Source organism: Shewanella yunxiaonensis (assembly GCF_018223345.1).
Lineage (GTDB): Bacteria > Pseudomonadota > Gammaproteobacteria > Enterobacterales > Shewanellaceae > Shewanella > Shewanella yunxiaonensis.
Genome location: NZ_CP073587.1, coordinates 3,261,762 through 3,287,401, shown reverse-complemented (window position 1 = coordinate 3,287,401; position 25,640 = coordinate 3,261,762). Strand labels below are relative to the sequence as shown.

Here is a 25,640-nt window from a genome sequence, read left to right as displayed (position 1 = left end):
TGTTGTTCAGGCGGTCGGTGAGTTGGACTTGTCGGTAACTTCCAGTTGCAACCGTAGCACGGTTTTGTGTTTGGCCTGATATTCCCGCAGTTTGTCCAGCGATTGCTGTGTCAGTACATGACCTTGCGGCAGCAACAGCATCTGATTGCGATTATATAAATTATGGCTCAGTTGCATGCCGGGTTGCAGTTGCTCGATAGTGGCACCCTGTACATCATCGACTTCGGGTTTATTCAGTTGCTGCCGTTGCTGCAGCTGTTCCATTATGGCAATCAACTGCGGGTCGTAAACAGAACCCTGTTGACGCTTTAACCAGGCGATAGCCTCGGCATGGCTGTGCACATTCTCACTGAGGCGCTTATATATCAACGCCCAAAAGTCACGGGCCACTGCCAAGATGCGTGAACCCACTGGGATCTCCTGTGCCTTGAGTCCATCGGGAACACCATCTCCATTATAGTGCTCATACTGATGCAGGATGATTTCCACTATCGGTTGCAAGTGAACTGCCGGTGCCATAATTTCTTCGGCCAATTGCGGGTGGAACAGATACCGATGCGCATCATTGGCCCCTAGTGCGTGAAACGGTTTGTCCAGCAGCCCTGAGTTAAATCCCAGCTTACCGACTTCGCTGTATAGCCCGGCATGACTGATCAACTGCTGTTGGGTATTGCTGCATCCTAAGGCTTTAGCCAGATCATGGCAGGTTTGACTGACCCGGCGGGCATAGTCGCCGCTGAGGTGAGGGTGAATAGAAATAATGTTATACAGCAGCTGCAGAATCGCGTCGCTTTCTTTTTCTCGTTGAATTAACAGTGATTTCAGCTGTTGTAAGCTTTGTCTTAGTTGCTGCGTACGCTGCTGGACTTGTTCCTCTAGGCTTTGATTGAGCTGCTTTAATCGGGTGTTCTGTTGCTCGACCTGTGCGGTCAGCTGCCGATTGGTCAGCAGTAACCGGTAATACTCAAGTCCTTCATCCACGGCTTTTAGCAGTTCATTGTTATCCCAAGGTTTTTGTATATAGCGGTGAATCCGACCAATATTGACGGCGGCGATGGTGGATGCCAGATCAGCGTAACCTGTCATCAGCATCCGGTAAGCATTAGGTTGCAGTTGCGCGGCCTGTTGCAGAAATTCGGCACCACTCATCTGTGGCATCCGCATATCACAGATAATCACTTCGACAGCGCGATCTTGCATGAGCGCTAATGCTTCCTCGCCACTACTGGCAAGTAATACTTCGCAGGGTTGCCCCAGAAATAAGCGCTGTAACGATTTTAAAATACTCGGCTCATCATCCACGCATAGGATTGTGGCAGGCGTTTCTTTGGCCAGTGCAATCATCTACAGACTCCTTGCATGCAGTTACCTATAGGCTTGTCCATTGCCAGTTAACTTTATGATCTAAAATGAATACTAGCAAGTTAGCCAGAGGCTGACGGAGGGCTGAGAGTGACAAGCTGTGGGTGTCACCGTTAAGGTAAAAGAGAGGCTTGGCTGCTGGAAGGAGACTGCACATGAGTCAACTCAAAGTCATCTTTGTCGACGATGATATGTTGTTGCTGAAAGCACTGCATCGATTAGCAATGCGCTTGCGACCAGACTGGGTATTTGTATTATGTGACCAGCCCAAACGCTGGTTGGAATATGGCGGTGCGGGTGCGGCCATGAGTGCCGATATCGTGGTGAGTGACTATGTGATGCCGGGGATCCTGGGAAATCAGATCCTGCAGCAGGCAAGTCATAAGCTGCCGATGGCTATTCGGGTATTGCTCACGGCAGATTGCTCATCGGAAGTGGTTCAACAGTTAGAATCCTATAGTCATTTTGTCTTTGCCAAACCCTACCGTGAACAGGATCTGGCCCATCTGTTCAAATGTGCCGAACGGTTACAAAAACTGCCTTTTACTCTGGAAGATCGCCAGCGAGTTGGTCGTATCAATCAGTTGCCTGTTATGCCGCAGTTGATCATGCAGTTACGTCAGGTGCTGGCTGATCCCGACTCCGATCTCAGTGATTGTGCCGAGCTGGTGGTCCATGATCCCGTTGTCAGTGGCAAATTAATTCAGAGCGCCAATTCGGCCATGTTGGGTTTTAGCCGCCAAACCTCATCATTACAGGAAGCGATTACGCGTCTTGGTGCCAAACTCACTGAAGCGATTATCACCACCTTGTTGATTAGCGAGGACATCAAGCAACGATTACCGGCCTGCGTGCATCATCACATCAACAATCAGGCATTCATTCACGCTAACTACTGCCGGCGGATAGCTCAGTATGCTGGCATGTCACTGGCGCAGCGGGATACGGTGTTTTCTGCCGCGTTGTTAAGCGCGATTGGGCAATTGATGTTGGAAACACTGCAACAGAATGCCGCCGCCGAATTACCAGAGAGTCGCAGCGATTTTGAAGATGCGACCTTACTCAGCGCGTACATTTTGACCTTATGGGGGTATCCGGAAGCCTTCTGTCAGACCTTGATGATGCAGGACTTACCCACTAATGAGGATTCTGAGCAGGGTAAGATGGCTTTTATGTTGTTCTTGGCAAAACGACTGATGTTGGATGGTGCCAGCGCGGCATCGGTGTTACAGGCGATGATTGAAAGCAAAGATGTTGCCGATGGATTTGCCAAACTCTGTCAGGAGTTGGGCTATTAGCCTCAGCCGCGTGGTGCTGACAGTACTATTGGCGGTGCGCTGCACTGTGATGAGAAGACTTTTCCCAACGGTGTCATGGTGAGGCCGTCAGGGCACTACGTCAGCTTGTTCAAGGCTATGGCGTGAACTGTATAGATATGTAAAAGACTTAAAAAAGGGTCCAAACCCGCAGCAGAGCTGAATACACTCCAGCAAAAGTAACGCTACGTTCAGTTTCTTAGAGGTTAGGAGGCCGGTTTGGCAACTGCGCAACCATATAAGTTTTTTGCAGTGACCAGTTTATCGCATTCGGGGTCCACAGTGTTTTCTATGGCGCTTGCTTGTCATCCGCAATTGATTTCGCTTGGCGAAGTGTTGCAGGTGTTGAGGCAACCGCCATCTTATTGGTTAAACGATCCCGCGCAAATCTGTAGTTGTGGTAAGCAGGCGGCTGAATGCAGCTTTTGGGGCAAAGTGCTCCCGGCGCTGCCACCAGGCACTCCCATCGGGAAGGCCTATTTACAGGTCATGAAAGCGTTCCAACGCCAATATGGCAGCGACAAGTTTATGGTGGATACCTCTAAAGGTTTTCGTCATTTGCAACTGATGGCCGACCAACCAGAACTTGCGCCCTTTGTGCTGTTTTTGATGCGCGATGTGCGGTCATTTATCTGTGCCCAAACCCGGCCAGACCGGTCGGCTCATCGCCGTGGCCTGAAGAAAATCAAGAATCGTTACTGGTTCCAGATGTTGCGTTGGTATTTCGGTAACCGCTTGCGTGAACGTTTCATGCGTCGCCATCATTTAGCCCATTATCAACTTAGTTATGAGCAGTTCTGCTTTGATGCCGCTGGCACTTTATCAAATATCTATCAGCAGATGGGATTAGCTGGCTATAACCCGGACGATGCCATCACACAGTCGCAGCACCATATTCTGATGGGCAATAATATGTGTCAGACCCAAGAGCGCTGCCAGAATATTCGCTACGACCATCGTTGGTTGAAGGAAGATGGTTATTTGATGTCGGCGAGTCTGCTGCCGTTTGTGATGCGCTACAACAAGCAATATATCTATCGCTAAGGGCATAATCGTTGGGCATCAGGGCGTGGCGAATGCTAAAGTGTCGCTGATTTTAGCGAGTAACGGAGAAGTGTTTGTCAGCACTGATTTGCCCTTTGTGTGGCGATGGCGGTGATAAGCCGCAGGTGGCAGCGCGAGTCGCTCGGCGCTACCTGCGTTGTGATTGCTGCAAGTTAATCTATCTGAACCCCACCGAGCGTTTGGCGCTGGCGGATGAGCGCGCATATTACGCAACCCATGAAAACAGCATTGACGATGCCGGTTATGTTGCATTTTTACGCCGGTTGCTGGACCCGGTGCTGCCTTGGCTAAAGCCAACGTGGCAGGGGCTTGATTACGGTTGTGGTCCGGGGCCGACGATGTCAAAACTGTTGGCACAACAGGGCATTCACTGCGATGACTATGATCCTGCATTTTTCCCAATTACGCTGAAACCGCAATACGATTTTATTTTGGCAAGCGAATGCTTTGAACATTTTCACCAGCCAGATGTGGAGCTCAAGAAATTAACCGCCCGTCTGAAGCCCGGCGGTATTCTCGGTATCATGACGGATCGCTGGCGCGATGAAGACCAATTCTACGAATGGCATTACACCCGTGATCCCACCCACTGCAGCTTTTTCCATCTCGACAGTTTTCACTGGTTATGTGAGCGTTTTCAGTTGCGTTTGCGCTTTCATGACGAGCGGCGAGTGGTGATTTTGCAGAAACTGCCAGATGCAGTCGCAGGGAATGGCTAGCATTGGGAGAAAGACCAGGCTCCCTATCCATGGGAGCCTTGCCTAATCACGTTATCCCCAGGAACACTAGATAAGGTGATTTTTGCCTGTTTACGGCTGGCTGAAACTGTTGCCAACCAGCGGATGTTTATTGTCTGCCTGTGGTACGTGGCATTGAGTACAGAAGTAATTCTGACCTTTTAGCGTGCCTTTGTCATCCAATACATGGGATTTTGCCACTGGCGTGGCTTTCATTTTGGCTGCTCTGTCCCAGCTATGACATCCCAGACAGCTGTTGTGTTTGAGCGTAATCGGATAATCCGCTTTATGAGGGATTAATGGGGGTTGTTCGGCAAAGTTACGTGGAATGGCAGTTCCATGGCTGGGATATTGCGCTTCATCGGCCACCGCTACAGCCTTAGTGACGGGCGTCTGGCCTCCAAGCGAGGTTACATTTACTGGTTTGGCTGCGCTCGCTGCGTGTTCGCCGCTGCAGCCGCTAATCACCATCAACAGCGCTGCTAAAGTGAGTATTTTTTTCATTGCTCTTTCTCCGCCTTTAGGGCAAATCGTTGTAATTCTGTGTGAAAGACTGCTGATTGCAGCATTGATGCAACGCTCATCAATGCTGGTGCCGCAGGCAGGTGACTGCGTGAGTCTCAGTCACCTGCCTGTGCTAATCAGGCTTTCATGACCTTGACCGGACATTTCTTAAAATCGGTTTCTTTAGACAGTGGATCGGTGGCATCCAGCATCAGCTTGTTGACCAGTTGCCGCGCATCGAAAAATGGCATGAACACCACGCCTCTTGGCGGTTTGTTACGGCCCTTAGTCTCTACCCGGGTTTTCAGTTCACCGCGAGAGGATGCAACGATGACTTCATCGCCACGCTTCAGTCCACGGGCGCTGGCATCTTCCGGGTGCATGAAAATCTGTGCATCGGGGACGGCACGGTACAGCTCTGGTACACGGGCAGTCATGGAACCGGTATGCCAATGTTCCAGTACCCGGCCGGTACTCATCCACAAGTCATATTCGGCATCAGGCTCTTCCGCTGCCGGTTCATAAGGCAGGGCAAATATCACTGCTTTGCCATCAGGTTTGCCATAGAACTGGTAACCACTGCCAGCTTTAACATAAGGATCAGCGCCTTCCACAAAGCGGTGCAGCGTTTCTTTGCCGTTAACTACTGGCCAGCGCAGACCACGGCTGGCGTGGTAGGCGTCAAAGTCCGCCAGATCATGACCATGACCACGGCCAAAACTGGCGTACTCTTCAAACAGGCCTTTTTGCACATAAAAACCAAAGTGCTGTGATTCATCATTCAGCTCGGCTTTGCAGTCACTGACCGGGAATTTGTTGACGACACCATTGGCAAACAGCACATCAAACAGCGTTTTATCGGCATATTCTGGTTGCTTGGCTAACAGCTCTGCTGGCCAGACTTCCGCGACCTTAAACCGTTTGGCAAATTCCATCAGCTGCCACAGGTCAGACTGTGCACCTTGTGGCGCTTTGACCTGCTGGTGCCACATGTGTGTGCGACGTTCAGCATTGCCATAGGCACCTTCTTTTTCCACCCACATAGCGGTCGGCAGGATCAGATCGGCGGTCATCGCGGTGACGGTTGGATAAGGATCAGACACCACAATAAAGTTTTTCGGATTGCGGAAGCCCGGATAGATTTCCTGATTGATATTGGGGCCAGCCTGCATGTTGTTGGTACACATGGTCCAGTAACAGTTGAGCTTGCCATCTTTTAGCATGCGGCTTTGCAGTACGGCGTGGTAGCCTGGTTTGGGCGGAATCGCGCCTGCTGGCAGCTGCCAGATTTTTTCAGCAATGGCGCGGTGCTTGTCGTTAGCGACCACCATGTCAGCCGGCAGACGGTGAGCGAACGTGCCCACTTCACGGGCAGTACCGCAAGCCGATGGCTGACCAGTTAATGAGTATGGACTGTTACCCGGAGTGGCGATTTTGCCGGTCAGCAGATGCAGGTTATACAGCATGTTGTTGGCCCAAACGCCGCGCACATGCTGGTTAATTCCCATGGTCCACAGACTGGTCACCTTGATATTCGGGTCAGCATAGGCTTTTGCCAGTTCCAATAATTTTTCCGGTTCAACGCCACTCATCTTGGCGGCGTATTCTAAGGTGTAAGTGCTGACAAACTGGGCATATTCATCGAAGCTGATTGGGCTGGATTTGCCACTGCCCGGGTTCTTCGCTTTTTTCTCCAACGGATGATCCGGGCGCAGACCATAGCCAATGTCGGTAACGCCTTTGGCAAATTTAGTGTGTTTGCTGACAAAATCCTGGTTAACCGCACCATTCTGGATGATGTAATTGGCGATAAAGTTGAGGATCACCAGATCTGACTGTGGCCGGAAAACCATGGCGTTATCGGCAAGATCAAAAGAACGGTTCTGGAAGGTTGAGAGTACATGGACTTTACCGTTAGGGTTGCTCAAGCGGCGGTCAGACAGACGCGCCCACAGTACTGGGTGCATCTCGGCCATGTTGGCCCCCCACAGTACAAAGTGGTCAGCCGCTTCCAGATCGTCGTAGCACCCCATCGGCTCATCGATACCGAAAGTCCGCATGAAGCCACCAACTGCGGAGGCCATGCAGTGACGGGCGTTGGGGTCAATGTTGTTGGTCAGAAAACCGGCTTTGTGCAGTTTGACCGCGGCATAACCTTCCCACACGGTCCACTGGCCGGAGCCGAACATGCCTACGCTGGTTGGCCCTTTGGTCTTGATCGCATGTTTCCATTTCTCCGCCATGATATCAAAGGCGTTATCCCAGCTGACCGGAGTAAATTCGCCTTCCTTGTCGTATTTGCCATCTTTCATCCGCAGTAACGGCGTCGTCAGACGGTCTTTACCATACATAATTTTTGACAGGAAATAGCCTTTGATACAGTTCAGACCGCGATTGACCGGACTTTCCGGATCGCCTTTGGTGGCCACCACTTTGCCATCACGGGTGCCGACCAATACCGAACAGCCGGTGCCGCAGAAACGGCAAGGGGCTTTGTCCCATTTAATATTGTCACTGTGTTCAGCAGCTTCAACGATTTTCACGGGAAGCGTGGCGCCAATCGCTGATGCAGCCGCAATGGCGGCGTTGGCTTTCAGAAACTCGCGGCGACTAATGCTCATAGTGTTTCCTCATTCTTATGATCGTTATTAATGGCTGAGGGTCTCAACCTGATGATAAACAAGGCTGCTGGACAACACGCCCGACAGTCGGTTAATGGTTTCCACTTGGTCCAGCAGTGCTTTCTGGTTGTCCGCTTCAATGGTGACAACCAATTTGCCTTCTGGGGTACTGGCATGGATCTCGGTGCCGGATAACAACGAGATATCAGAACTGACCTGGCCGATATGACCGGGGTCGGCATGGATCACCAGACTGGTGATGTGGTATTCCTTTGATGATGGCTGCATTTTCGACCTGCCTTTGCTCGTCTTGGCTTGCGAAAGCTTCAGAATTTGCAAAAAGTCTAGAACTTACCAAAGTTAGGGATATATACCCCGCAAGAGGTAATCCGGAGGATAGGCGATCGAGATCATAGTTTTCATAGTGATCCTGCTCGCAAATTATTAATTTGTAGCGTTAATAGTGGTTGTTGCGACGGATGGCCGGTGTTAACTCTGGCACAACTACAGGGACCTGTTACCGTGGATGATGCCGTAACATCAGGGATGAACCATTACAAAGTGCGCTCGCCGCGTTATGGCATCATTGGAAGTAAAAAACGTATATTTATTACGTTTTAAGGTTAATTTAACGGTTTTAGCGGTCTTCCCTGTTACTTTTTTCGTATTTATATTACGAAAATTTATTTTGATGTGATGCAGTTGGCGGTAATTTAGCCAAGCGTTCTGTAGCATTCGGTTAATTATTAATCTCGAGGCGGGCGCGATGGTGAATTCTGCAAAGCGTATTATCACGATTAAGAAAGGGCTGGATCTGCCCATTGTCGGCGCGCCCCAACAGTTGATTGAAACCGCAACAGCCGTGACCCAGGTGGCGTTAATCGGCCATGAATATATTGGCTTGAAGCCCACCATGCTCGTAGAGGAAGGCGAGCGGGTTCGCAAAGGTCAACCGCTGTTTGAAGATAAAAGTAATCCAGGTGTCCGTTTTACCGCGCCCGCCAGCGGTATTGTGACTGCGATTAATCGTGGTGACCGCCGCGTGTTACTGTCGGTAGTCATTACGTTGGACGGCGACGATTACATCAACTTCGGCGCCGAAGCGGATTTAACCACTCTGAGTCGTCAAGCCGTTCAGCAAAAGTTACTAGAAAGTGGTCTGTGGGTGGCGTTACGCACCCGACCTTTTTCCCGTGCCCCCAAACCCGGTAGTGCCCCTGCCGCTATTTTTATCACCGCCACCGATACCAATCCATTAGCCCCTGATCCGCGGGTGATTATCAATGAGGCCGCCGAGGATTTTGTCGCAGGTTTACAGGTGTTGGCGCACCTGACTGACGGCAAACTCTATCTGTGTCAGGATGGCAATCCGGCATTACTGCCTGGTAACGAAATTCCCCAGGTTGAAACCTGGCACTTTACCGGTGTGCATCCTGCCGGGTTGGTGGGCACTCACATTCATCATCTGTTCCCCGTCAGTATTGAGCGTCAGGTTTGGCATATTGGTTATCAGGATGTCATCGCCATCGGGCAGCTGTTCACGACCGGTGAACTGGATACTAGCCGGGTAATTTCGCTGGCTGGGCCTCAGGTTAAACATCCCCGCTTATTACGGACGGTGATGGGTGCCAAAGTCAGTGAGCTGGTGGCCGGGGAACTCAAGCAACCACACCTGAGCCGTGTCATTTCCGGCTCGGTACTGGGCGGTTTCACGGCGGTGGCTGAACTGGACTATCTTGGCCGCTTCCGGCCGCAACTGTCCGTACTCAAAGAAGATCATCGTCCTAAAGTGTTACCGTGGATGCGCCCAGGCAAAGAGCTGTTTTCCGTGACCGGCGCCGTACTATCGCGTTTCTTACCACAAAAATTGTTTGCCCTGACCACCCATTATGGTGGTGCCAAACGTGCCATGTTGGCCTTTGGACAGTTGGATCGCGTGATGCCGTTGGATATTTTGCCCACCTTGCTGGTGCGGGATTTGGTGGTGCGTGATACCGATGAGGCGCAACTGTTGGGGGCGCTGGAACTGGATGAAGAAGATTTGGCGCTGTGCACTTTTGTCTGCCCCAGTAAATACGATTACGGCCAGGAACTCCGCGCTTGTCTGACCATCATTGAGAGGGAAGGCTGATGAAGAAGTCCAAACAGACAAGAAAGAATCGCCTTGATGCGCCAGGTTCAACCATCAAAGATTTCTTTCGTTCCATGTTTATCGGTCACGGGGGGAGTACTCAGGATTCGGTGCATGTGCGTGATGCTATCGATGTTAAACGCACCATGACCTTGGTGGGATTGTGTCTGCTACCAACGATCCTGTTGGGTATCTATAACACGGGCTTACAAGCCAAGCTGGCAATAATCGCCGGAGCCTCGGCTGCTAATAGTTGGCAGTCCTCGCTATTTTCTTTAATTTTCAAACCACTGAGCGCAGACACCGGTGCGGTTGCTACCTTCAGTTATGGTCTGTGTTATTTCCTACCGATCTATCTGGTGGCGTTACTAATGACCCTGCTGTGGGAGATGGTGTTTGCGAAGGCGCGCAAGCAGGATCTGCATGAGGGCTTTTTCGTCACAGCGTTACTGTTCAGCTTGTGTATGCCTGCTCATATTGCGCTGTGGCTGGTGGTGCTGGGCGTCAGCTTTGGTGTGGTAGTGGCTAAAGAGTTGTTTGGCGGCATGGGTTATAACTTCCTCAATCCGGCGCTAGCGGGCTTGGCCTTTATCTATTTTGCCTACCCAGCCGAAGTCACCACCAGTGCACAACTGGTGGCGGTTGATGGTTATAGCGGCGCGACCACACTGGCGCAGGTGGCAGCGAATAAGCTGCATTTCACCGATTATGCTTGGTATCAGGCGTTCAGCGATGCAAGTTGGTGGCAGGCATTTCTCGGCTTCGAGGTGGGCGCTATCGGCGAAACCAGCACCTTAGCCATTTTGTTGGGCGGCGGTTTACTGCTGCTGACTCGGCTGGCGGATTGGCGCATTGTGGCCGGGGTGATGCTGGGGATGATTGTCTCCACCTTGCTGTTCAACTACTTCGGTAACAGTCGCAGTGCCTGGACGGCGATGCCCTGGACCTGGCACCTGGTCACCGGTGGTTTTGCGTTGGGGATGATGTTTATGGCCACCGATCCGGTGACCACCGCCTATACCCGTCCCGGCAAACTGCTGTTTGGTATCTTGGTCGGCGCCATGACGGTGGTGATTCGGATCGCCAACGTCAAAATGCCGGAGGGCATAATGTTGGCGATTTTGTTCGCCAACTTGTGGGCGCCGCTGATGGACTCGCTGGTGGCACGGTTTAACATCAGACGGAGGATCAAGCGCAATGGCCTTCAATAAAGACAGTGTCGCCGGAACCTTCCTGTTCACCATCGTCCTGTGTCTGCTGTGCTCCTTTATGATCACGGGCACCGCCGGTGTATTGAAAGAGCGCAAGCTGGCAAAGCAGCGCAATGAGCTGATGCAGAATGTGCTGCTGGCCGCCGACATTCCGAGTGATAACAGCAACTTTAAAACATTGTTTGGTTCGCGGGTGACCCCCATGTTAGTGACCTTGGCCGATGGTCAGCGGTTACCCCAAGATGACTTGCTGGATTATGACGAGCGTATGGCCGCGATCAATCCGCAGAGTTCCAGCAAGATTGCCAAAGACATCGCCCGCATCAAGACCCGCGCCAATCAAATCCGTATCTTTCGGGTGGATGATGCGCAAGGAAAACTACAGAGCTGGGTGCTGCCGATTTACGGAAAAGGTTTGTGGTCAATTATCTATGGTTTTATTGGTCTCACGCCGGATCTCAATACCGTCGAGGCGGTCGTCTTCTATGAACATGGCGAAACGCCGGGTATCGGCGATTTCATTAACCACCAGGATTGGCGTCAAAAATGGCATGGTAAACAGCTATTTGATGCAAACGGAAAGTTGGCGCTGAAAATTGTTAAAGGCGGCGCTAAGGCGGGCGATCTCAATGGGATAGATGGCGTCAGTGGTGCCACCCGCACTGGTGCAGGGGTGCAGAATATGATCAGTTTCTGGTTTGGTGACGAAGGTTTTACGCCGCTGCTTGCCAAACTAAAAGCGATGGAGGCCGCGAAATGAGTGCAACATTAACGACGCGTGAATTGCTGTGGCAGCCGGTGTTTGCCAACAACCCCGTGGCCATGCAGGTATTGGGCGTTTGTTCCGCACTGGCGGTAAGTAACTCCATGCAGACGGCCTTGGTGATGACATTAGCCGTGACCTTTGTGGTGGTCTGCTCCAACCTGTTTATTTCGCTGATCCGCCACCTGATTCCCAACAGTGTGCGCATCATTGCACAGATGACCATTATCGCCTCGTTGGTGATCGTCGTGGATATGGTGCTGCAAGATTTGGCGCCAGAGCTGTCAAAGCAGCTGTCGGTGTTTGTCGGACTGATCATCACCAACTGCATTGTGATGGGGCGCGCCGAAGCCTTCGCCATGAAAGAACCGCCGCATCTGGCGGTGCTGGATGCCCTGGGCAACGCTGCCGGTTATGGCTTTATTCTGTTATCGGTAGCATTTGTCCGCGAACTGCTGAGCGCGGGCACCCTGTTTGGTAAAACACTGCTGCAAACCGTGGCAAATGGTGGCTGGTATCTGCCCAATGAGATGTTTAAGTTGCCGCCGAGTGCATTTTTCCTGATCGGCGTGATCATCTGGCTGATCAATATCGCTCGCAACCGGCAGCGTTAAGGAGGCGTCATGGAACACTATCTCAATCTGTTTATTCAGGCGACCTTCATCGACAACATGGCGTTGTCGTTCTTTCTCGGTATGTGTACTTTTCTGGCGGTGTCGAAAAAGGTGTCGACGGCATTTGGCCTTGGTATTGCGGTGGTTGTGGTGATGCTGCTGGCGGTGCCGGTGAATCAGCTGATTTACAGCTATGTGTTGAAACCGGGGGCGCTGGCCTGGGCCGGATTCGCCAATTTGGACTTGAGCTATCTGCAATTGATCACCTTTATCGGGGTGATTGCGGCATTGGTGCAGATCCTCGAAATGGTGCTGGATCGTTATGTCCCGGCGCTGTACCAGACCTTGGGGATTTTTCTGCCGCTGCTGACGGTAAACTGCGCCATTTTTGCCGGGGTGATTTTTATGTCCAACCGTGATTACAACTTTGGCGAATCGATTGTGTTTGGTGTCGGCGCGGGCTGTGGCTGGGCGCTGGCCATTGTGCTGCTGGCGGGGATCCGCGAGCGACTGAAATTCAACGCAATACCGAAGAATCTGCAAGGTATCGGCATTACCTTTATCACCACTGGCTTGATGGCATTGGGCTTTATGGCCTTTGCGGGTATCACCCTGTAACCACGAAGGAGCATTCAGATGGAAATGTTAATTGGCATCGGCATGTTTACCTTGGTGGTGTGTTTGCTGGTGGCGTTGATCCTGTTTGCCAAAAGTCGTCTGGTACAAAGTGGCGATGTGCATTTGACCATTAATGATGATGCCAGCAAAAGCGTCACCGTGGCTGCTGGCGGTAAGCTGTTGGCCGCACTGGCATCCAAAGAGATTTTTGTACCATCTGCCTGTGGCGGTGGTGGCACCTGTGGTCAGTGCCGGGTGATTATCAAATCCGGTGGTGGCGATATTCTGCCGACAGAGATGGAGCATATCAGCAAAAAAGACGCTAAAGCGGGGTGCCGACTGGCGTGTCAGGTCGCCGTGAAAAACGATATGGAACTGGAGTTGGAAGAAGAGATCTTTGGGGTCCGCAAATGGCAATGTCAGGTACTGTCTAATCGCAATACCGCAACCTATATCAAAGAGTTATTGCTGAAACTACCCGAAGGCGAAGAGGTGAACTTCAAAGCGGGCGGCTATATCCAGATTGAAGCCCCGGCTCACGAAGTGCATTACTGCGATTTTGATATAGATGCAAAGTATCGTGATGAGTGGCAAAAACATGATCTGTTTGAGCTGGTGTCCAAGGTAAATACACCGCTGATGCGAGCTTATTCCATGGCGAACTACCCGGCAGAAAAGGGCCGCATTATGTTGAATGTGCGAATTGCCACGCCGCCTAAACTACATATTCCGCCAGGACAGATGTCTTCCTACATTTTTAATCTGAAACCGGGTGACCGGGTGACGATTTCCGGGCCGTTTGGAGAGTTCTTTGTCAAAGATACCAAAGCAGAAATGGTGTTTATCGGTGGTGGTGCCGGGATGGCACCAATGCGCTCGCACATTTTCGACCAGCTGAAAACCCGGCAGACCCAACGCAAGATGACCTTCTGGTATGGCGCCCGCTCGCTGCGTGAAGTGTTTTATCAGGAGGAGTTCGATGAACTGGCACGCGCTCATCCGAACTTTGAATGGCACATCGCCTTGTCGGAACCGTTGCCAGAAGATCACTGGCACGGTTATACCGGCTTTATTCATAACGTGGTGTATGAAAACTTTCTCAAACAGCACAAGGCGCCGGAAGATTGCGAGTATTACATGTGTGGCCCACCCATTATGAACAGCTCGGTGATCTCCATGTTGGAAAGCCTCGGTGTCGAGCGAGACAACATCCTGCTGGATGACTTCGGCGGTTAGCGTCGCATAAAAATCGGCGAACGCACCTTGTCGATTCAGCTTTATTGTTCATTCAGCCAACGATTGATGGAGGTTCGATCCACATTCAGCCGCTTGGCGACACGCGATTTATTGTAGTGTTCCTGTTGCAGGATATATTGCAGGATCGCCAGACGGATCTCCCCAAAACTGCCATTGACGAAACGGCATTTGCGGCAACTGTTTTTAAGCACTGCTTCGCCATCGGTTTCCATGTCGTCCAGCAATAGCAAGGCTTCGTCGATGGAGGCGGGGCTGACGGTAATCGACAGCACCAGCCGCTCAATGATATTACCCAACTGCCGCACGTTGCCCGGCCAGTTATATTTCAGCAGCAGTTGCCACAGTTCATTGCTCAGTTCGATGACCGGCTTGTTGTATTTGCGTGAAAATTTCTGGATCAAATGCTGACCAATCGGAATGATGTCCTCTCGGCGGTCGCGCAGTGGCAACGGGGTAGCTTTCAGGATATTCAGGCGGTAATAGAGATCTTCGCGGAATTTGTTTTCTTTTACCAATGCCTGCAGCTGATGATTGCTGGCCGACAGCACCCGGATATCTACCGGGATCACCTGGTCAGAGCCTAAACGCATAATTTGCCGTTCCTGTAATACCCTCAGCAACCGGGATTGCAGGTTTTTATCCAGCTCGCTGATCTCATCCAGGAAAATTGTGCCACCATGCGCCAATTCAAACAGGCCCATCTTGCCTTTAGCCGAGGCTCCGGTGAACGCACCCGGAACATAGCCGAACAACTCACTTTCCAGCAATTGCGGGGCTAACGCACCACAGTTCACCGCCACAAACGGGCCATGACTGCGGTTACTGGCATTATGAATACTCTGCGCAATCATCTCCTTGCCGGTGCCACTTTCACCGTAAATCATGATGGTGGCATCGGTTTTAGCATAACTCTCGATTAGCTGAAGCCGCCTCAGCATATCTTTGTTGGTGGAGATGATGTCCCTAAAGCTGTAACGGGTCGACAATCCGCGCCGCGCCAATTCATGGCGGCGTACGTTGTATTCCATGCCTCGGAGGTTGTTTACGGTTTGAATGCTGAGCATCACCCGGTATAGGGCGTTTTCGGCCAGCATCGGGATCTGGTTGATCACCAAGGTGCCACAGTCCGCATCGACAATCGTGCCGATAATTTTCTTGCCTTGCGTAAGTCGTTCCCAATCCATCGCGCTTTCCAGCGCCGGATCAATATCAGCTAAAACGCGAATATTTTTGCCTTCCAGTCCCAGTACTTCCCCCGCATTACAGTTAACGTGGATCACTTCACCATTGGCGTTGACTGTAATTAAACTATTTTCGTAGTGGTTAAAAACCGTTTGAAAATAAAGACTTTCTTTATGTTTGGCGACAAAGGCTTTAGTAAGTGCATCGGCGTCTTCAAAGGCTTTAGTGATCGATTCATCGCTGGACTGAATGATGGTGTAGCCTTCTTTTTTGCGCGCAAAAAAGTCCTGATACACCGCATCACCGACAATCCAGTCGAATTGACGATTATCCAGTTGCTGTTTCACCTGAAGGATCTGCTTTTCCATATCGTTGGCATGGTCATCCTCCACAAACAGTAATTCACTGTTAATGCACAGTTTTTCCGTCAGTTTCTTGCAACTGGATATCACGCTACGAAATCCCACCACGCCGATTTTTTGCGATTGACCAATAAAGGGCGAGAGCACATCGAACAGGTCAAACAGCGATACTTTGATTTCCACCAGGGGCAATGCACAGTTGCGTCGTAGCAATTCAGCACAGCCGCCGCGGCTGATCAATACCTGGTAGCCTCGGCTTTCCAACACTGGAATATCGCTGACTATATGGGTCAGATCACTGCGGTAAATATCAATCGCAAATGGCAACGTTAGTAGCAGTCTTTCAGCGGCATTGGCCAATTCTTCATATGGGGCCACCAGACATATTTTATTGCGGTAACTCATGGACGTACTCCAACTGTTGCAATGTTCAGCGGTTGCAACTGGCGGTGATGTAATTTGCTGCAGTGGTTGATGGATAGTACCTCACTTTTTTCTGGTGGCGGTCGAGCAATTTCACAAAAATTAAACAAAATCAATCCACTAATTTTTTGGCATCGTGATTGCGATAGTGGTGTTGCCAATAAACATAAGAGGTGGATGAGATGAAAAAGAACGCAGTGGTGATTACGGCGCAAGACTCGATAGCAGTCGCCACCGTTGCCCTTAAAAAAGGCGATGTTGCCAGCATGTTTATCAACGATCAGGACAGTGAAGTCAGGCTAAAAGACGATATCGCCTTCGGCCATAAGTTGGCGATCAAGCCAATTGCTGCGGGCGAGCATGTCATCAAATACGGCGAATCGATTGGTCTGGCAACTCAGGACATTCAAGTCGGCGAGTGGGTACACGTGCATAACGTGGAAAGTGAACGTGGTCGCGGCGATCACCAGGCATAACCAGCACAGATGAATGAGAGGTCATGATGAAATTTATGGGATACAGACGACCAAATGGTCAGATCGGCATTCGTAACTATGTATTGGTTCTGGCGACCAGTGTTTGTTCTAACCAGGTCGCTCGTGAGATCGCTGAAAAAGTGCAGGGTTGTACTTATATCAACAACACTTTCGGCTGTTGTCAGATTGGCTCCGATGCGCGCCTTACCACTAAAACGGTTATCAACACTGCGCTGAATGGCAACGTTGGCGCAGTAGTCGTGGTCGGTCTTGGCTGTGAGGGTACCGAACCCACTTATGTTTATGATGAGATTAAAAAGACCGGCAAACCGGTTGAAATGGTCACCATTCAAGGCGATGGCGGCACATTGGGGGCACTGGCTAAAGGTGCTGAATATGCACGGGAATTTGCCCAGCAGTTATCACTGCAAGTGCGCGAAGAGTGTGACATCAGCGAACTGATCCTCGGTATGGAATGTGGTGGCTCTGATACCACATCAGGTCTGGCTTCTAACCCAACACTGGGTGAGGCTTCTGACGCCATCGTAAATAACGGTGGCACTTCCATGCTGTCAGAAACTACAGAATTCATTGGTGCAGAACATGTAGTGGCGCGCCGAGCCATTACGCCAGAAGCCTCCGAAGCCATTCTAAAACTGGTACGTGATTGCGAAGCTCGGGCGATGGCACTTGGCGAAGATATTCGCGGTGGGCAGCCCACTCCCGGCAATATTGAAGGTGGCCTGACTACTATTGAGGAAAAATCGCTGGGTTGTATCCATAAGTCTGGCCATGCCCCGATTACTGGTGTTCTCAATTATGCCGATATGCCTACCCAGAAAGGACTTTACATCATGGACAGCCCTGGGCAGGACGTCGAGTCAATGACCGGCATGGCGGCTGGTGGTGCTCATATCATGGTATTTACCACCGGTCGCGGTTCACCAACCGGCAATGCCATTGCGCCGGTTATCAAGATCACCGGTAACAAGCAGACCTATAACAAGATGCCCGGCAACATCGATCTGGATGTTTCCGCGATTATCGACGGCGAAAAATCGATACAGGACATGGGCCAGGTATTACTGAAGGAGATCCTGACGGTTGCCAGTGGCAAGCACACCAAGGCGGAAACCCTCGGTCATAAAGAGTTCTGTATTTACAAGACTGCACCTACTTTCTAAGCACTTGCGCTGGGGCTGATTCAGTATCAGCGCCAGCGCTTTAATCAGAGCACAACATTATGAAAATCAAACAAGCAATCGAGAAATTTCCCGGCGGCATGATGGTAATCCCCTTGCTGCTTGGTGCCTTGTTCAAAACCTTTGCTCCTGGCTCGTTAGAAATTGGTGGTTTTGTTACCTCCATTTCCCACGGCGCGATGGCAATTTTAGGGGTATTTCTGGTCTGCATGGGGGCAGACATCAAACTGAAAGCGGCACCTAAAGCAGTAAAAACCGGTGTCACCATTACGCTGGTGAAGTTTTTAGTGGGAACAGCAGTTGGGTTGGCGGTTGCCAAACTGTTTGGTCCAGATGGTCTGTTCGGTCTGTCAGCACTGGCAATTATCGCCGCGATGACCAACAGCAATGGCGGTTTGTATGCTGCTTTGACAGGTGAATATGGCTCAGAAACCGATGTTGGTGCTATTGCCATTGTTTCTCTCAACGATGGGCCGTTCCTGACTATGGTGGCACTCGGAACCGCTGGCTTGGTATCCATTCCTTTTATGAATTTGGTGGGTGTGATCATTCCTATTCTGATCGGCATGTTACTAGGTAACCTGGATGAGGAGATGCGAGTATTCCTCCGCGCCGGTGCCAATATGTTGATCCCTTTCTTTGCCTTTGGACTAGGGGTGGGTATCGACTTCGGTATGCTATTGTCATCAGGTGCATCTGGCATTTTACTGGGGTTGATGACCTTACTTCTCGGCGGTGTCTTTAACATCTTTGCCGACAAAGCCTCTGGCGGTTCCGGCGTTGCCGGGGCCGCAATCTCATCGACCTCGGGTAATGCGGTGGCGACTCCTGCTGCCATTGCATTGATTGATCCAAGCATGCATCAGGCGGCCGCCATTGCAACCACGCAAGTGGCGGCATCAACCATTCTGACGGCGCTGACGGTGCCACTGCTTACCACTTGGGTTGCCAAGCGTAATGCGGCGAAAAAAGCGCTGTTGCAGCAAGCACAACAGGTAGCATAACCCCCGTTGTCGTTAAGGCCGTGACCTTGGTTCACGGCCTTTTACCTGAGTCCTTGTCATAAAATCATCAAGTTGTGGTAACCATTGCGTCAAACCTGCTAGCTAATCTGCAGCTGTTGAATTTCCGTCAGGTACAGGAACCTAACCATGACCTCAGCAGCAACTTCAACCAGCCGCTATTGCCGGGCTATCTGGCTATCGGATCTTCACCTTGGCGAAAAGCATTGTCGCGCCGAGTATCTGTTGACCTTTCTCAAACAACATCAAAGCGATTTTCTGTTTCTCGTCGGCGATGTTGTTGATATGCAGGCACTTAACCGGCGTTGGTATTGGCCTAACACACACCAACAAGTGTTTCAGTTATTAGTGGACAAAGCGCGCCAGGGGACTCGAGTGATTTATGTACCGGGAAATCACGATGTCACCATGCGCCGTTTTGATGGTGGTGCGGTGGACCAGATAGAAGTCCATCGCGAGTTTATCTACGACAGTCCATCTCACGGCAAATTACTGTTGATCCATGGTGATGAATTTGACCGGGAATTATGCGCCAGCCGCTTTGATGCCTGGCTCGGTGATAATGCTTACGATTTAGTGCTGTTCCTCAACCGACTGTGGAACGCCGGACGGCGACTGTTGGGTTTGCCGTATCAGTCGGTGGCACGTACTTTAAAACAGTGCTCTACCAAGGCAGAAACAGCAATGCAGCGTTTTCGCGAAGCCGCGCTGCAAAGCGCCTTCGCTCATGGCGTCAATGGTGTGGTTTGCGGGCATATTCATCATCCAGAACTGCAATACCGAGAAGGACGGCTTTATATCAATACCGGCGACTGGGTAGAGAACTGCACCGCAGTATTGGAACACCGTGATGGTCGCTTGGAGTTGTGCCATTACAGTGAAGTGGAAAAGCCACTATCACGCTTGGTGCCGCAAGAGCCGGCAGTTACCGGGTAGCATTTAAATGCCATCAGATTGCCGCCAAGGGGAAAAGCCTTTGGCGTAATCGTGTTGCTCATCACCATCTACCAGCTTAACGCTAGCAATCCACGATTGACCAAAATTTAGCAATGCGACAGAGTGACGATTGTTTCCTTAATTCGGGGCTCGGGATAAGTTTTATGTCAATTGATGAATGTGAATGCATGCAGCCCAGACTTTGGGATTGTGAACGTAACGGCGTATTTTTAGGTCTTGATATGACTAATAGTCGTTATGGCGACGTCTGGTTTTACCAATGTCCAAATTGTGCCCAAAACTGGCTCTTCTACCGAGTTGAATACCCTTCATTTACAAAATCAGGGCGATGGTTTAGAACGGTTCTATCGGCCACTAATAGCGAGAATATAAAACCTGGGGATGCAGAAACACTGATGAACGCATCAGCATATCGCATTGTTGGCGGCAGTTTTTACGAATCGCCAGGCATAATTATCACAGGACACGCAGAATTACCTTTTGACTGATTTGCGCCAAAACGTTTCAGGAATTCGTTTCGGTCGCCATGTGGTACTTTGTCATTTGACCAAATTTTAGTAATGTTGCATATTGTCCACAATTGTTGGATCAGATCATATCAGGCCTGACCAAAGATATTGAACTAAAGCAAAGGAGTGCTTATGCTCAACAGATCGTTTTACGAGTTATTGCCCTATGGATACATGGCGGTTGCTAGTACAAGTTTAATGGTGCTTGAATCTAGTTTTGCCCACTTCTGTGCGATTGTGTTGTTTGTTCTGGGGGCTAGGGTCTATTCTCTCCGTTCACAAAATCGGCGAACAGATCCTGTCAAACGTAGGAAAACTGGTAATATTCCCAACTATCTCTATGAGCTAATGCCATTTTTATATGTGCTTACTGCTTTAGCTATTTTTAAATACTTACATCAAAAAATGTTCCTTGTAGCAGCTATTTGTTTACTTGGTTACGGTTTTTACATTCTGTTTAGTCGTTCATTGTATCGTCACCACCGATTGCCCGTTACACCTTTCTTCTGACCTACCAGTACATGATGTCAGTTAAGGAATTTTTGCCTCATGTCTAGCCTAGGTAGGTAACTAGGCGACACAATTAGTTAACAATACGCGTTTTTACTGGTCTAATGAGATAAATGTGCACTAATAAGCTGTTAACTTTTTAAGGATGAATAAATGAGACTTTCAAAATTAGTTTTATCCATATTTATAATATTAGCTGGATGCCAATCAACACCCTATGCGGTAATAGATGGTGGAAGAAAGGTTAGCTCTGATGATAATAACTATGAAGTTAGGGTCAAAGTCATCGATGGTAAGCAAATCTTCTCAAATAATACAAAAATAAACATAGAACCTGGTCCTCATTTAATACTGTTAGAAACAACTAAAAAACATAGAGGGCGCTCAGAAACACGGGAAGCGTGGTTCCCAATAGAAGCTAAACCTTGTACTAAGTATAGAGTTACTGCCCAATATGAAAATAGCTTAAGCGAGTTTTGGGAAGTTAATTTGATCGAAACAACAGAAATACCATCTTGTGAAATAGGTGAAAACAAAAGTTAATGAAGCGTTATGCGTTCTAAGGATCAGTATGGAAATCCTTGAAGTCTTATTTAGACCAGTAGTTTTGATATTTAGAGCTATATTCGTACTAATAGAGTTAGGCGTTATCGTTAGGCCTTGGTGTTGGATAGGGTGGTGCTCATTTAAGGTTCTTAGTTTAGGGCGTCTTCCAAAGTACGGAATTAATTAGCCTAACGAGGAAATTTTATTGTTGAATGTATTACATGGATACTAGGAATTCTAATACCATCTATTATTTTCTTTAGCTTATTGGCGTGGGCGCATTATAAAAAAAGGCCACTAAACACCGCGCATTACGTGCGCTGGATTCACAACAAGTTGCTCGCCGTTTATGGCGACGTTATACGAGTAAGGAAGCTATGTCACATATAGAAACGTACGTTGAAAATCAGAAAAAAAGAAAACTGCTTACAGTAATGTTTTTATTATTCTGGATACCCGCACTGATATTGCCCATGTTGCTTGAGTATGAGCCTTTTATTATTACATTATCTCTAAAATTTATCGGGCTAATATTCTTATATTTTGCATACAAATATTCGTTGTGCCCTAACTGTGGTAGAAATCCTGGTTGGGGATGGAAGATTAAAAAATGTAAAGGATGTGGTGAACAACTCGTATAACAAGCCAATTTAATTCGAACCTGCGGTGCCGGACGCATACTCGTGGGTGGCTTCGCAATTATCGCTCACGCGTTTGCGCCGATTATTGTGGCGTTAGGTGATAAGGGAATACCATGACATCTGTCAAAAGGATAGAGGCAGGTCAATACTCAGTTTCAGATGGTCGTTTCATTGTTAAACACGGCTCTAGCTGGTATGTACTTAAATCAGACGGCACGATAGACTTTGGTCCTTTATCTACACTAGCTACGGAAAAAGAGTTTGTAACTGAAGGCATTACATCAGTAGGCAATCATAATTTTCATCCAAGCATGACCGTAGGCAGAGTAAAAAAGAGTTTAATGCTTATTTAGCGTCAGAGGCCAAAAATGGTAATGCAGGCCCTCTAATTATTTACGTTCTACTGATGTCCGCTATCTGCATTTTCTTCTTAGTTGTAAGGGGTTATTAATGCGGTCTAATTGGGCAAATCGCCTAACAAGGCGCTTAAGTCTCTCCCTTCAGTCGCAGGGATGCAAACATGTGGGCGCATCGCGATTATCGCCTACATGTTTGCGCCCTTTAGCTTGGTGTTACCCCATAGAAATTTTTATCCGAAACTGACGAGTTAGAGTTAAGGCTTTAACACGAAATTGTCCAAATTCGCGTTAACCAGAACTCAGAATAAAAAAATGGGCCATGAAGGCCCATTTTTGCATTTGAATGCTTAATTACCGTAGCGGTGTGGCGTGGGCGGCGGCGCGGAAGATGGTGTTCATCAGCATGACGTTGAGACCATCGAGATAGGCGCGGCTGGTGGGGTCTTCGGTGTAGCCAATGACCATGCCTTTACCGGTTGGCTGATAAATCAAAAATGGTTTGTAGGCGAGCTGTTTCAGATTTTCCTGCCACAGATAACCACTGGCGAGCAGATGTTTTTCATCGGCAAACCAGGCGACGTTTTTACCGGAAGCCAGTTTGATTGGGGTGTAGATATCATGGCCGGTGACCATAGAGACAACTTGTGGATTAACCCCGGCGGTTAACCAATGCTCCTGATCTACTTCGACATTGGCCAGCACGCCAGCGACGTTATCCGGTGTTTCCTTGTCATTTTCGATGGAGGTAATCAGCTCGGCTTTTGATTTGATCAGTTGTCCCGGTACGCGGTTATCCTGATTGTCTTTGTCATCCTTGGCTTCTGCCTCAGATGCTGCCTTGTCTTCACCTTCTTTCGGAGCTTGGTAGGCCAGTTCCTGTTTCACGTCCAGCAAGCTGATATCCGGCTGGGTGGCAAAGCGAGTGGCATCGGCCAGCGTGATCAATACGCCGCCCTGTGCGACCCAGGCTTTCAGGTTGGCCGCGCCATTTTTACCGAGTGCCGCGGTGTAATCGCCAGATGGCAGGATCAACACCTGATAATGGCTCAGGTTAGCACTCGCCAATTTGTCAGAGCGGATAGCGGTGACTGGCCAGTGGAATTCCTGTTCTACCACAAAGCGGGCACTCCCGGCGCTCAGTGAACTGACCGGTTCATCCCAGGCGATGGCGACGTTGGGTGCGGTCATGGTGACGGTGTTTTCGCTACCAAAGCTTGGCCCTTCGCTGACCCAACTGCTGTCAACGCCGGTCACCTGCGCACCTGTGTCATGGGCAATTTTGCTGACGAGGTCGGCCACATTGTCTGGGTTGGCTTTCACTTCCACAATCAGCGAGCCCGCTGGATAGTGAGTGTTGTCGCCAGTGACAAAGGCTTTATCGGCACTTTTAATGGTTAAACCTGCTTGCAGCGCTGCGGTCAGGAAACGTCCCGCCGCCATATCTCCCCACGGCACCAGATAAGCGACTTTGGCATCGGCATGAGTGACTTTGCCCACCAAAGGTGCGTCGACCGTTAATTGATGGCTGGCAACATCCACGGTTTTGCCACAGGCATCGGTATCGATATTAAACATCAGCGGCAATGACCATGCAGTCACATCATAGATTTCATCGTTGAGTTTACGGGCGCGACGGCGTTCCTGCTCTTTCAGAAAATCCTGGTCCATATCCACCTGCTTAGTGAAGGTGGTTTTCACAAAACGGCCTCGTGGTTGGGCGGTATCAATAAAGTAGGCGCCCGCTGGATAATCTTTACCACAGGCGCTGAATGGTTTGTCGGCCTGTTTGACCTCTACGCCGTGGCGCGCCATCAAGTTCGCTAGCTTATGACTACCGGCGGCATCACGCACCCCCGGAATGATAAAGGTACGCTCTTTGCTGTCATCTTTACCGGCTTCTATGGCGTGCTGCTGATACTGATAAAAATCGGTCAGCAGTTTCTTACGGTTGTCGGCGGCCATTTCCGCGGTGGAAATAGACGCGACAAAGTGCTTCTGCACCGTTTGCGGGAAGGTGATGGTTTTGCCGGTAGCGGTGCGGAACCAGTCGCCGCGTGCGGAGGCTACTTCATAGGTGGCGGCAGACGCGCCGAAGAAGGTCGGCCAGCTATCGCCATAGCCCGGATAGAAAGCGTCAAACACTTCATGGGTGAAGTAATCAAAGCCGAAGCGATCAAAATACTTGGCGTTGTTTTTGCCGACCAGGGTGTTGTTGGCAATCTGCGCTTTGCTCATATGCGGGTTAAATGGGTTGGCGGCAGGCACAAAGAAGTAACTGGAATCGCCTTCCATCTCATGCAGATCGATCACGATGTTGGGATGATAATGCAGCATCGCTTTCATGCGGCCAGCGGTTTCTGGCTGGGTGATGGCCAGCCAGTCGCGGTTCATATCAAACAGGTAGTGGTTGCTGCGGCCCTGGGGCCAGGGTTCATTATGTTCGACGCTTAAGCGATCGCTGCTCGGTACCATCCCCACCGTCTGGTAGTAATAGTTCACGAAACGGTTGCGACCATCGGGGTTTTGCAGCGGGTCAATAAACACCAGCGTGTTGGCGAAAATCTTGTCTATCACGGCATCGTTTTGTGATGCCAGCAGGTGATACGCGGTCATCATGGCGGCGTCGGTGCTGCTGATTTCATTACCGTGCACGCTGTGTTCCAGCCACACGGAAGAGGGCAGTTTGTCGATTAGCGCTTGCGCCTGCTTTTCGCTGGTTTTGCGGGGATCGGCCAATGCCTGCATCTCTGCGGCATATTGATCTAAATGCGCGATGGTTGCCGGTTTGCCAATCACCGCATAAATTAATTGGCGCCCTTCCCAGCTCTGGCCGTAATTGAAGATTTTGATCCGGTCTGGAGCCGCTTTTGCCAGTGCATCAAAGTAACGCAGCATGTCATCATCATTGGTGATGCGCTCGCCAAGATCATAACCAAGTACTTGTTTTACTGTAGGAATATTGCTGGCGTATTGTGCACCTGGCCACATGGCAAAGGTTGTAACTGGCGAAGTCAGTGGGGTAACCGGTGCTGCATCAACGGCAAAATTGATGGCGCTTACCAGCGATAGCACGGGTAAGAGTTTCTGTATCTTCATGATTGTTAAATAGAAGTATATTTATGTAGCCATCATGCTAGCGATAAATTACCGGGGCGACAAACGCTATATTGTCAGGGGTTGTTACTATTGGTGAATTTATCTTTGGTGAGTGGCTGAAATGCTTACTGACAGTTGCCGTATTGCACAAGCCGT

At 49.9% G+C, this 25,640-nt stretch carries 23 protein-coding genes; 17 read left to right on the top strand and 6 right to left on the bottom strand.

Features of this window, described 5'->3' with window-relative positions; all coding sequences use genetic code 11:
• Window positions 1–6 precede the first annotated feature (6 nt).
• Window positions 7–1,344, bottom strand: a complete 1,338-nt coding sequence (locus tag KDN34_RS15000; RefSeq protein ID WP_212594511.1) for an HD domain-containing phosphohydrolase — start codon at window positions 1,342–1,344, stop codon at window positions 7–9.
• 173 nt (window positions 1,345–1,517) lie between these two features.
• On the opposite strand from KDN34_RS15000, the gene KDN34_RS14995 reads away from it, so the two are divergent.
• The 3 genes from KDN34_RS14995 (at window position 1,518) to KDN34_RS14985 (ending at window position 4,462) form a co-directional block, all read left to right on the top strand.
• Window positions 1,518–2,660, top strand: coding sequence for an HDOD domain-containing protein (locus KDN34_RS14995; RefSeq protein ID WP_212594510.1), 1,143 nt, complete (start codon window positions 1,518–1,520; stop codon window positions 2,658–2,660).
• Between the two features lie 237 nt (window positions 2,661–2,897).
• Window positions 2,898–3,722 carry a hypothetical protein gene (locus KDN34_RS14990; protein WP_212594509.1) on the top strand — a complete coding sequence of 275 codons (825 nt, stop codon included), beginning with the start codon at window positions 2,898–2,900 and terminating at the stop codon, window positions 3,720–3,722.
• A 74-nt stretch (window positions 3,723–3,796) separates the two neighbouring features.
• On the top strand, window positions 3,797–4,462 hold the full coding sequence (locus tag KDN34_RS14985; RefSeq protein ID WP_212594508.1) for a class I SAM-dependent methyltransferase: 666 nt from the start codon (window positions 3,797–3,799) through the stop codon (window positions 4,460–4,462).
• 90 nt (window positions 4,463–4,552) lie between these two features.
• Here KDN34_RS14985 and KDN34_RS14980 read toward each other — a convergent pair whose 3' ends face one another.
• From KDN34_RS14980 to KDN34_RS14970, 3 genes are all read right to left on the bottom strand, one after another.
• Window positions 4,553–4,984, bottom strand: a complete 432-nt coding sequence (locus KDN34_RS14980; RefSeq protein WP_212594507.1) for a nitrate reductase cytochrome c-type subunit — start codon at window positions 4,982–4,984, stop codon at window positions 4,553–4,555.
• A 137-nt stretch (window positions 4,985–5,121) separates the two neighbouring features.
• The gene (gene napA / locus KDN34_RS14975) at window positions 5,122–7,605 is read right to left on the bottom strand and encodes a nitrate reductase catalytic subunit NapA (protein WP_212594506.1); all 2,484 of its coding nucleotides are present in this window, start codon (window positions 7,603–7,605) and stop codon (window positions 5,122–5,124) included.
• A 27-nt stretch (window positions 7,606–7,632) separates the two neighbouring features.
• The gene (locus KDN34_RS14970; RefSeq protein ID WP_212594505.1) at window positions 7,633–7,893 is read right to left on the bottom strand and encodes a chaperone NapD; all 261 of its coding nucleotides are present in this window, start codon (window positions 7,891–7,893) and stop codon (window positions 7,633–7,635) included.
• Between the two features lie 478 nt (window positions 7,894–8,371).
• Here KDN34_RS14970 and KDN34_RS14965 point away from each other — a divergent pair, with 478 nt between their 5' ends.
• Genes KDN34_RS14965 through nqrF form a run of 6 tightly spaced genes read left to right on the top strand, consistent with a single transcriptional unit; the run spans window position 8,372 to window position 14,178 of the window.
• A complete protein-coding gene (locus tag KDN34_RS14965) occupies window positions 8,372–9,736 on the top strand; it encodes a Na(+)-translocating NADH-quinone reductase subunit A (RefSeq protein ID WP_212594504.1) in 1,365 nt (454 codons plus the stop codon).
• Complete coding sequence (locus KDN34_RS14960) at window positions 9,736–10,947, top strand: NADH:ubiquinone reductase (Na(+)-transporting) subunit B (protein ID WP_212594503.1); 1,212 nt, start codon at window positions 9,736–9,738, stop codon at window positions 10,945–10,947. Before KDN34_RS14965 ends, KDN34_RS14960 begins: the two co-directional genes overlap by 1 nt.
• Window positions 10,934–11,707, top strand: a complete 774-nt coding sequence (locus KDN34_RS14955) for a Na(+)-translocating NADH-quinone reductase subunit C (RefSeq protein ID WP_212594502.1) — start codon at window positions 10,934–10,936, stop codon at window positions 11,705–11,707. The genes KDN34_RS14960 and KDN34_RS14955 overlap by 14 nt, the downstream gene beginning before the upstream one ends.
• Window positions 11,704–12,324 carry an NADH:ubiquinone reductase (Na(+)-transporting) subunit D gene (locus tag KDN34_RS14950; RefSeq protein ID WP_212594501.1) on the top strand — a complete coding sequence of 207 codons (621 nt, stop codon included), beginning with the start codon at window positions 11,704–11,706 and terminating at the stop codon, window positions 12,322–12,324. The genes KDN34_RS14955 and KDN34_RS14950 overlap by 4 nt, the downstream gene beginning before the upstream one ends.
• A 9-nt stretch (window positions 12,325–12,333) precedes the next feature.
• Window positions 12,334–12,942 carry an NADH:ubiquinone reductase (Na(+)-transporting) subunit E gene (nqrE, locus tag KDN34_RS14945; RefSeq protein ID WP_212594500.1) on the top strand — a complete coding sequence of 203 codons (609 nt, stop codon included), beginning with the start codon at window positions 12,334–12,336 and terminating at the stop codon, window positions 12,940–12,942.
• A gap of 18 nt (window positions 12,943–12,960) precedes the next feature.
• Window positions 12,961–14,178 (top strand): NADH:ubiquinone reductase (Na(+)-transporting) subunit F, encoded by a 1,218-nt coding sequence (nqrF, locus tag KDN34_RS14940; RefSeq protein ID WP_212594499.1) that lies wholly within the window; start codon window positions 12,961–12,963, stop codon window positions 14,176–14,178.
• Window positions 14,179–14,219: 41 nt separating this feature from the next.
• On the opposite strand, the gene KDN34_RS14935 is transcribed toward nqrF, so the two are convergent.
• Window positions 14,220–16,148: a sigma 54-interacting transcriptional regulator gene (locus KDN34_RS14935; protein WP_212594498.1), complete on the bottom strand. Its 1,929-nt coding sequence runs from the start codon at window positions 16,146–16,148 to the stop codon at window positions 14,220–14,222.
• Between the two features lie 200 nt (window positions 16,149–16,348).
• Between KDN34_RS14935 and KDN34_RS14930 the strand changes: the two genes are divergently transcribed.
• From KDN34_RS14930 to KDN34_RS14895, 8 genes are all read left to right on the top strand, one after another.
• Window positions 16,349–16,642: a UxaA family hydrolase gene (locus KDN34_RS14930; RefSeq protein ID WP_212594497.1), complete on the top strand. Its 294-nt coding sequence runs from the start codon at window positions 16,349–16,351 to the stop codon at window positions 16,640–16,642.
• A 23-nt stretch (window positions 16,643–16,665) separates the two neighbouring features.
• Entirely contained in the window at window positions 16,666–17,826 is a 1,161-nt protein-coding gene (locus KDN34_RS14925; protein ID WP_212594496.1) for a UxaA family hydrolase, read from the top strand.
• A gap of 59 nt (window positions 17,827–17,885) precedes the next feature.
• On the top strand, window positions 17,886–18,848 hold the full coding sequence (locus tag KDN34_RS14920; protein ID WP_212594495.1) for a 2-keto-3-deoxygluconate permease: 963 nt from the start codon (window positions 17,886–17,888) through the stop codon (window positions 18,846–18,848).
• A gap of 147 nt (window positions 18,849–18,995) precedes the next feature.
• Window positions 18,996–19,802 (top strand): UDP-2,3-diacylglucosamine diphosphatase, encoded by an 807-nt coding sequence (locus KDN34_RS14915; RefSeq protein ID WP_212594494.1) that lies wholly within the window; start codon window positions 18,996–18,998, stop codon window positions 19,800–19,802.
• A gap of 164 nt (window positions 19,803–19,966) precedes the next feature.
• Entirely contained in the window at window positions 19,967–20,311 is a 345-nt protein-coding gene (locus KDN34_RS14910) for a hypothetical protein (protein ID WP_212594493.1), read from the top strand.
• A 153-nt stretch (window positions 20,312–20,464) separates the two neighbouring features.
• Complete coding sequence (locus KDN34_RS14905) at window positions 20,465–20,842, top strand: hypothetical protein (protein WP_212594492.1); 378 nt, start codon at window positions 20,465–20,467, stop codon at window positions 20,840–20,842.
• Between the two features lie 153 nt (window positions 20,843–20,995).
• Window positions 20,996–21,385: a hypothetical protein gene (locus KDN34_RS14900; RefSeq protein WP_212594491.1), complete on the top strand. Its 390-nt coding sequence runs from the start codon at window positions 20,996–20,998 to the stop codon at window positions 21,383–21,385.
• A gap of 757 nt (window positions 21,386–22,142) precedes the next feature.
• The gene (locus tag KDN34_RS14895) at window positions 22,143–22,382 is read left to right on the top strand and encodes a hypothetical protein (protein WP_228730362.1); all 240 of its coding nucleotides are present in this window, start codon (window positions 22,143–22,145) and stop codon (window positions 22,380–22,382) included.
• Between the two features lie 357 nt (window positions 22,383–22,739).
• On the opposite strand, the gene KDN34_RS14890 is transcribed toward KDN34_RS14895, so the two are convergent.
• Window positions 22,740–25,484 carry a M14 family metallopeptidase gene (locus KDN34_RS14890; protein ID WP_212594490.1) on the bottom strand — a complete coding sequence of 915 codons (2,745 nt, stop codon included), beginning with the start codon at window positions 25,482–25,484 and terminating at the stop codon, window positions 22,740–22,742.
• Window positions 25,485–25,640 lie beyond the last annotated feature (156 nt).

What these genes read in the sequence shown, in the direction of transcription:
- KDN34_RS15000 (WP_212594511.1), bottom strand. Translation starts at nt 1,344, where the DNA reads ATGATTGCACTGGCCAAAGAAACGCCTGCCACAATCCTATGCGTGGAT.
- KDN34_RS14995 (WP_212594510.1), top strand. Translation starts at nt 1,518, where the DNA reads ATGAGTCAACTCAAAGTCATCTTTGTCGACGATGATATGTTGTTGCTG.
- KDN34_RS14980 (WP_212594507.1), bottom strand. Translation starts at nt 4,984, where the DNA reads ATGAAAAAAATACTCACTTTAGCAGCGCTGTTGATGGTGATTAGCGGC.
- napA (WP_212594506.1), bottom strand. Translation starts at nt 7,605, where the DNA reads ATGAGCATTAGTCGCCGCGAGTTTCTGAAAGCCAACGCCGCCATTGCG.
- KDN34_RS14970 (WP_212594505.1), bottom strand. Translation starts at nt 7,893, where the DNA reads ATGCAGCCATCATCAAAGGAATACCACATCACCAGTCTGGTGATCCAT.
- KDN34_RS14965 (WP_212594504.1), top strand. Translation starts at nt 8,372, where the DNA reads ATGGTGAATTCTGCAAAGCGTATTATCACGATTAAGAAAGGGCTGGAT.
- KDN34_RS14960 (WP_212594503.1), top strand. Translation starts at nt 9,736, where the DNA reads ATGAAGAAGTCCAAACAGACAAGAAAGAATCGCCTTGATGCGCCAGGT.
- KDN34_RS14955 (WP_212594502.1), top strand. Translation starts at nt 10,934, where the DNA reads ATGGCCTTCAATAAAGACAGTGTCGCCGGAACCTTCCTGTTCACCATC.
- KDN34_RS14950 (WP_212594501.1), top strand. Translation starts at nt 11,704, where the DNA reads ATGAGTGCAACATTAACGACGCGTGAATTGCTGTGGCAGCCGGTGTTT.
- nqrE (WP_212594500.1), top strand. Translation starts at nt 12,334, where the DNA reads ATGGAACACTATCTCAATCTGTTTATTCAGGCGACCTTCATCGACAAC.
- nqrF (WP_212594499.1), top strand. Translation starts at nt 12,961, where the DNA reads ATGGAAATGTTAATTGGCATCGGCATGTTTACCTTGGTGGTGTGTTTG.
- KDN34_RS14935 (WP_212594498.1), bottom strand. Translation starts at nt 16,148, where the DNA reads ATGAGTTACCGCAATAAAATATGTCTGGTGGCCCCATATGAAGAATTG.
- KDN34_RS14930 (WP_212594497.1), top strand. Translation starts at nt 16,349, where the DNA reads ATGAAAAAGAACGCAGTGGTGATTACGGCGCAAGACTCGATAGCAGTC.
- KDN34_RS14925 (WP_212594496.1), top strand. Translation starts at nt 16,666, where the DNA reads ATGATGAAATTTATGGGATACAGACGACCAAATGGTCAGATCGGCATT.
- KDN34_RS14920 (WP_212594495.1), top strand. Translation starts at nt 17,886, where the DNA reads ATGAAAATCAAACAAGCAATCGAGAAATTTCCCGGCGGCATGATGGTA.
- KDN34_RS14915 (WP_212594494.1), top strand. Translation starts at nt 18,996, where the DNA reads ATGACCTCAGCAGCAACTTCAACCAGCCGCTATTGCCGGGCTATCTGG.
- KDN34_RS14910 (WP_212594493.1), top strand. Translation starts at nt 19,967, where the DNA reads ATGTCAATTGATGAATGTGAATGCATGCAGCCCAGACTTTGGGATTGT.
- KDN34_RS14905 (WP_212594492.1), top strand. Translation starts at nt 20,465, where the DNA reads ATGCTCAACAGATCGTTTTACGAGTTATTGCCCTATGGATACATGGCG.
- KDN34_RS14900 (WP_212594491.1), top strand. Translation starts at nt 20,996, where the DNA reads ATGAGACTTTCAAAATTAGTTTTATCCATATTTATAATATTAGCTGGA.
- KDN34_RS14895 (WP_228730362.1), top strand. Translation starts at nt 22,143, where the DNA reads ATGACATCTGTCAAAAGGATAGAGGCAGGTCAATACTCAGTTTCAGAT.
- KDN34_RS14890 (WP_212594490.1), bottom strand. Translation starts at nt 25,484, where the DNA reads ATGAAGATACAGAAACTCTTACCCGTGCTATCGCTGGTAAGCGCCATC.